The following is a 921-nucleotide window of genomic DNA, read 5'->3' on the forward strand; positions in this document are numbered from 1 at the left end:
CTAGGCTTTGTACGAAAAGTATTGCCGCATGCAACGTAGGCTGCAGGCCAAGGTGACCATGGCTGCAAAGCTCTTGGCCAGCTTGTCATAGCGAGTGCCGATCCTGCGATTTTCTTTCAGCCAGCCAAACATCCGCTCAATGATGTTCCGTTGCCGGTATTTGGGCCGGTCAAACAGTCGGGGCAAGCCAGGTCGAGGTTTGCGCGGCATAGCGCGCAATGGGATTACCGGCTGCATTCGGTAACGGTCGCAGTACTGGCGCAGGTGCTCGGCATCGTATCCCTTGTCAGCCAGCAACCACCGGCTACGTTTACGCGGTCGTCCTGGCTTGCCAGCAATTCTTACAGCATCCAGCAGCGGCTGAGCGTGGGAGACATCACTGGCTTGTCCTGGTGAAAGCCTGAAATGCAATGGCACGCCATTGGCATCGCACACCATGTGAATCTTGGTGGTCAGACCGCTTCGACTGCGCCCCAAGGCATGGTCTAACGGTTCTTCAGGCCCCCCTTTTTCCCGGCGCCTGAAGAGGCTCGGGTTGCTCGTACTGCGGTGGAGTCGATCATCCAGGTGTCCAAGTCGATCAGTCCTTCCCGGTTCAGCCGAATATGCAGACGCTCCAGTACTCGCTCGAATGTGCCGTCGTCGCGCCAGTCACGAAAACGCTGATACACCGTTGACCAAGGCCCAAAGCGTTCAGGCAGGTCGCGCCAGGGAGCGCCCGAGCACAGGATCCACAGAATTCCGTGGAGAACCTGACGATCATCGTTGCGAGGACGGCCCATTTTCTGTTCTGGAGAAACCAAATCCTTGATCAGCTCCCATGACGCATCAGAAAGTTCGTAACGCCTTGCCATACGGGCCTCCAACCGGTCATGGCGGCAATTTTAGCCACAACGACTTTTCGTACAAAACCTAATTCGC

Annotated in this window: 1 protein-coding gene; it reads right to left on the reverse strand. The window is 56.7% G+C overall.

What is annotated here, in order from left to right:
* A protein-coding gene (locus JQF37_RS31210; protein WP_141718332.1) for an IS5 family transposase occupies positions 1–854 on the reverse strand; the annotation gives its coding sequence in 2 pieces (ribosomal slippage) (positions 1–498 and positions 501–854; 852 coding nt in all).
* Between the last annotated feature and the right edge of the window lie 67 nt (positions 855–921).

Origin of the sequence: Pseudomonas sp. MIL9 (genome assembly GCF_016887925.1) — a bacterium.
In the GTDB taxonomy this organism is placed as follows: domain Bacteria; phylum Pseudomonadota; class Gammaproteobacteria; order Pseudomonadales; family Pseudomonadaceae; genus Aquipseudomonas; species Aquipseudomonas mohnii.